Origin of the sequence: Planktothrix serta PCC 8927 (assembly GCF_900010725.2) — a bacterium.
Classification (GTDB): Bacteria; Cyanobacteriota; Cyanobacteriia; order Cyanobacteriales; family Microcoleaceae; genus Planktothrix; species Planktothrix serta.
On sequence record NZ_LR734836.1, the window covers coordinates 1,741 to 6,606 of the forward strand.

The 4,866-nt window shown below is 35.6% G+C and carries 8 protein-coding genes; all 8 read right to left on the minus strand.

What is annotated here, in order from left to right:
• Positions 1-136 precede the first annotated feature (136 nt).
• Entirely contained in the window at positions 137-481 is a 345-nt protein-coding gene (locus PL8927_RS04305; protein WP_083617980.1) for a type II toxin-antitoxin system RelE/ParE family toxin, read from the minus strand.
• Between the two features lie 106 nt (positions 482-587).
• A complete protein-coding gene (locus PL8927_RS04310) occupies positions 588-1,004 on the minus strand; it encodes a type II toxin-antitoxin system VapC family toxin (protein WP_083617983.1) in 417 nt (138 codons plus the stop codon).
• Entirely contained in the window at positions 1,001-1,249 is a 249-nt protein-coding gene (locus tag PL8927_RS04315; RefSeq protein WP_083617986.1) for a hypothetical protein, read from the minus strand. The genes PL8927_RS04310 and PL8927_RS04315 overlap by 4 nt, the downstream gene beginning before the upstream one ends.
• Before the next feature lie 38 nt (positions 1,250-1,287).
• Complete coding sequence (locus PL8927_RS28360; RefSeq protein ID WP_156093094.1) at positions 1,288-1,443, minus strand: hypothetical protein; 156 nt, start codon at positions 1,441-1,443, stop codon at positions 1,288-1,290.
• 13 nt (positions 1,444-1,456) lie between these two features.
• Positions 1,457-3,169, minus strand: coding sequence for a DUF262 domain-containing protein (locus PL8927_RS04325; protein WP_197047314.1), 1,713 nt, complete (start codon positions 3,167-3,169; stop codon positions 1,457-1,459).
• Positions 3,170-3,327: 158 nt separating this feature from the next.
• Positions 3,328-3,897, minus strand: coding sequence for a PIN domain-containing protein (locus tag PL8927_RS04330; protein WP_083617989.1), 570 nt, complete (start codon positions 3,895-3,897; stop codon positions 3,328-3,330).
• The gene (locus PL8927_RS04335; protein WP_083617992.1) at positions 3,897-4,382 is read right to left on the minus strand and encodes a helix-turn-helix domain-containing protein; all 486 of its coding nucleotides are present in this window, start codon (positions 4,380-4,382) and stop codon (positions 3,897-3,899) included. The genes PL8927_RS04330 and PL8927_RS04335 overlap by 1 nt, the downstream gene beginning before the upstream one ends.
• A gap of 153 nt (positions 4,383-4,535) precedes the next feature.
• Positions 4,536-4,866, minus strand: a 331-nt coding sequence (locus PL8927_RS04340; protein WP_231505908.1) for a helix-turn-helix domain-containing transcriptional regulator, incomplete at its 5' end; no start/stop codon positions are given.

Below are 4,866 nucleotides of genomic sequence, written 5' to 3' on the forward strand. Positions count from 1 at the left end.
TTGAGCTTCTATCACATTTCTCAAGACATTTCTCAGTAATTCCGGTTCTGGATGCTGTTCTTCTAAGCAGGCTTCAATATAAAGTGCAGCGTGTTCAGGATCTTTTAACTGTTCAATTAAAAACTCCTGATAACTTTTACTGGTTTGTATTTTCACGTTTGTCATAGTCTTTCCAATACTCCTGAGCTTGACGAATATTTTGCTTTTGAGTGCTTTTATCTCCCCCGCATAAGAGCAGTACAACTTTTAATCCAATTTGACCAAAATAAATTCGATAACCTGGGCCATAATTGATTTTAAATTCATAAACTCCTTCTCCAACTGATCGATAATCTCCTAAATTACCTAATTTAACTCGCTCAAGTCTTAAATTTATTTTAGCTTGAGTTTTACGATCTCGAAGGGAATAGTACCATTGATCAAAAGGAATTTTACTATCGGGTGTAACATAACGTTGAATCTCCCTGGGTTGGGTTTCCATCATTCATTTTATTATAACTGCTTTATTGTTCATTTTATCAAACAAGATGATTGATTAATTGCCAGCAGCGATCGCTCTTTTAAAAAGGGCGATCGCAATTCATAATTCAACTCTGCTTAAATACAATGATAAAACCTTCTTGTTGAAAGTGCTTATCATGGGTTAAAACTTCCGTAATATTAAGTTGATTCATCGTTACCATAGAAATACAATCTGTTAAACTGTATCCTTTATCAAATCGTTGACTAAATAACTCTAAACCTGCTATAAAAGATTCATGGCTTTGAGGAATAACAATTATATTCTGATCAGCGATAACTTGGGTAATTAACTGAAAAACTGCTTTTTTCATAGGGGATGGAAAGGAGGCAAAAAAATTAATTGTTTCTGTTAATACTTCTTCTGTTGTTACCAATTGAATATTATTAAGATTGCGACTATAATCTCTAACGGACTGATGCCATGAGTCAGCCACATTAATTAAAGCGACCCAATAAAACGTATCGACAAAAAGAGTTTTCATAAGCCTTGGTGGAGGTTTTTAGACAGATAAAAATCATGATTTTCTGCCCCGTCTTTTGGTAATTGACTTATAACTTCTTCAGGAATATCTTTAATAATATCATCTGCTACTTCCCAAATGGGTTTATAAGCTTTCTCAGTCGGTTTAACAGTTTGCTTAAGAGAGCGAATGAAATCTAATACCTCATCCAGTTGAGAAGCAGGAATTTGTTCTAATTCATGTAGAATTATTTCTTTGGTTGTCATAGTGTTTTTATTGATTAACCTAAGTTAATTATACCATCTTAGTAAATTGTATCAGAGGCGATCGCATTCCAACACATGAACCAGTCAGAAAAGCGATCGCTGTTTTTAAGTGAAAGGGCGATCGCTCTTCTCTGCTTTAACTTAATTAGATAAGTGATTGCAGTTTTGATGGGAATATTAGGGAAAGTTGGCAAGGAGAATATAAATCTATCGAGGCCAAACTTTAATTGCTATATCAGCTAATTTGTCAGCACGAGCTTTAATTTCATCAGCGTTCCAATCTACTATATCTTCAAAATATTTATTAAGGGAAACATTAGATGTTCGATACCACGTTTTTTTGACAGTAAAGGAGCTATTGCTAAGTTGTGTATTGTATGCTGTTAGCGTAAGATTTCCCAAAGTATGTAATAATTCTTTTTTTACTTGGCTACAATTGTTACCTAGCATCTTTTCCCATTCAGGGGTTAATGTTTGAGGCATAATGTGTTCAATCGTTAGATTGTCAGGATCTACTTTTTCTTTACTAAGCGTAGAATTTAAACTTTCCAAAATTAATTTAATTCGATCAGAATTCTTTGAACTATACAAAGACTTAGTAATAATTTTTTTACGAAAATCCTCATCTGAAGGCCAAATTTTCTCTTTTTCATATCCGCACAGAACTGTCTGTAGTCCCTTTACCAAGTCATCAGGATTTGCTGCTTGAACTTCTTTGTATAAATTATTGAATACCTTACCCAAGCTTTTTGTAGAAACATCAGCAAACCAACGTCGCACAAAATAAGACTCTAAGTAACGCAAAATAGTTTCAAACTGTTCAAGAGAAAGTTTTTCCTCCTCATACTCGTGATAAACGTTAAGCAAGAAAATATGGCAAGTTGTGAAGTCCAAACGCATTAACTGCTCGAACCAATAACGTAGCTTACCTTCTGATTCTTTATGATAAAATTTTAATCGCTGATAGTATTTAATAAATTGTATAATTTCTTCTAACTTAGATTCAATTTCATTAGGCGCATTATCAAAACGATTTTTGATGACTTTATAAACTTCTTTCTCATTTACTGCTTCTCCATCTTTACGCAAATAAAACCAAAATGCAGTTGTTAATTCACTCGCATATTCTTTTGGAGCTACATTAGCCTTGAATTGATTTTCAAGACGCAACCATTTATTCTGATATATTTCTTCTCGTTTCTGACGGGGCAATTTCATGAAAATATAGTTACGCACTAAGTCAGCTTGAGTTAGTTCTTCTCCCTTATAATTTAAACTTTCAAAAATCAGATACGGATTATCTTGCTCATCGGAAGTAATATTAACTAGAATTAAACGTTCTAAAATAACAGTCTTGAATTTTGCTAAATCTAGTGCCAAACCTTCTTCTTGATGGGGTTTTTTAAGTTTCCCTTTGAAAAAATTATAACATTGGTATATCATGCCTTCTTTTTTCATTTCTTTCTCTTTTGTGGCTGTGACAATGCTTTGATAAGTTTCCTGATCTCCTTGAGTTGGTAATACCTTGTAAAAATCTTCACCTTCTTTATATTGATTGGTTAAAATTTTATCATACAACTCTCCAGCAAGTTTTTGATTTTTATCCTTAATTGTTGGAGTTTTATCTTTTAACAAATACTGACGAATAGCAGCTAATAAAACAGTGAGAGTAATCAAGCGTTGTTGCCCATCAATAACTAGAAAAGGAGATATACCATCTGCTGTTCCAAGTATTCCCTGAGTAACAATAGCCCCCACAAAATATGAACCTTCTACTTCATTAGTATAAAGTTTCATCAGATCTTCCCAAAGATTTTCCCAGTTTTCTGTAGTCCAAGAGTAGGGTCTTTGAAAAAGGGGAATTTGGAATTGTTTAGTACCTTCTAATAGATTCCTAAGAGTTGTTTCTGTAGCTTTCATGTTGTTGGTTTAATTCAAGATGTTTTTGTGCTTTTCTGTTTTGGGTAAAACAGTTAATCTTTAATATTTTACCATAATCTTTAGAACTGTTATATTTGCTGCTGACAATGAGAATTGTCAGCTTTGCCGCACTTTAGTGCGACTACAAGCAGCGATCGCTAAATCCCATAACATAACTCCCTTAACCTACTCACGGACTGCGGAAGCCCTTGTTTTAGAAGCGTGTCCAGATATTCATTAGGTGTTTTAGGTGGATTTTTGAGTCTCATACGTTGTATTTCGGCTGCTCTACAGACCATTGCTGGGTTCAAGTCAAGTAAATGTAGAATAAACTCATCGGGGTGCTGCGCTTCAACATCATATTTTTGAAGTGCTTGACTGGGAAAATCATCAAGATTAAAAGTGACAATTACATCAGCATTACAGCGAATTGCAGCAGCAAGAACATGACGATCATCTGGATCAGGAAGTGTTAATGCTGGTATAAGATCTTCGTATCCCGTAACCAGACAATCTCTAACATGAGAATTCATCAGAGTTTTAGTCCTGGTAAGCTGTTCAAGTGTAAGATCAGGACGATTCTTGAGAACATTTCTGATCCATTCATCGTGAATAGCATTTGTCCAACGGGCCTTAAATAAGTCAGTGATGGCAAGTTCCATTAAAAAATCCCGAAGCGGTGCTGGATATAAAACACAAGCATCGTAGACAACGGAAAAATTAGCCACTACAGGACTCCTTCGTATCCCATATTCAGTTCTTGAGCTTGAATAGTAAGCTCATCAAGCGTTTCCCGTCGTGCTGCATCAACTCGATTTTTGTAGTCCATTAAATCTTGGTAACGCACCCTTCGGCGCGTGCCCACTTTACGAAAAGGGATTTCTCCAGACTCCAGCAGTTGCACTAAATAGGGACGGGAAACATTCAAAATGTCAGCAGCTTCTTGGGTCGTGAGTTCTGCGTGGATTGGAATCAGCGTTACAGCATTTCCCTTCGCCATCTGTGCCAACATCTCAAGCAGTAGACGAAAAGCTTCAGCAGGTATGACAACAACTTCATCTTGGCTGTCATCTTGCACAAGCTTGATGGTACGGGTGCATCCGTCTTGGTTCTTGATGTACCGTGCCAAAGACGAGCTACTGGCTTGTGCAATCGTAGCTTCTTCTTGCGTAGGTAGAACAGACCGCAAGTTTGGAGCCTCTGTAAGTGTCATTGATTCAGCCTCTCACTATCTAATATAAAGGTTTGCGTTTACTACAAAAGTGTCTCCAACTTCTGCAAACGAGAGGTCGGATAGAATTGATTATAACCTATGTTAGCAATTTTGCGAAATAAACGCAATAAACGAAATCAGCGAATAACCTGTTTATGATTCTGTTTCTTTCAAACTGATCAAAATTTGAAACCCTAAAGCATTTAAAACTTCAACAAAAGCATAAATTTCAGCACAACTGCTTTCTGTTAAAATTTGATCGAGTTTTTGATGAGATAACTTTGAAGATTCAGATAAAGTGTTGATTTGTTCTTGAGCTTCTATCACATTTCTCAAGACATTTCTCAGTAATTCCGGTTCTGGATGCTGTTCTTCTAAGCAGGCTTCAATATAAAGTGCAGCGTGTTCAGGATCTTTTAACTGTTCAATTAAAAACTCCTGATAACTTTTACTGGTTTGTATTTTCACGTTTGTCATAGTCTTT

Coding starts and splice junctions, on each gene's coding strand:
- PL8927_RS04305 (WP_083617980.1), bottom strand. CDS start 481: ATGGAAACCCAACCCAGGGAGATTCAACGTTATGTTACACCCGATAGT.
- PL8927_RS04315 (WP_083617986.1), bottom strand. CDS start 1,249: ATGACAACCAAAGAAATAATTCTACATGAATTAGAACAAATTCCTGCT.
- PL8927_RS04325 (WP_197047314.1), bottom strand. CDS start 3,169: ATGAAAGCTACAGAAACAACTCTTAGGAATCTATTAGAAGGTACTAAA.
- PL8927_RS04335 (WP_083617992.1), bottom strand. CDS start 4,382: ATGACACTTACAGAGGCTCCAAACTTGCGGTCTGTTCTACCTACGCAA.
- PL8927_RS04310 (WP_083617983.1), bottom strand. CDS start 1,004: ATGAAAACTCTTTTTGTCGATACGTTTTATTGGGTCGCTTTAATTAAT.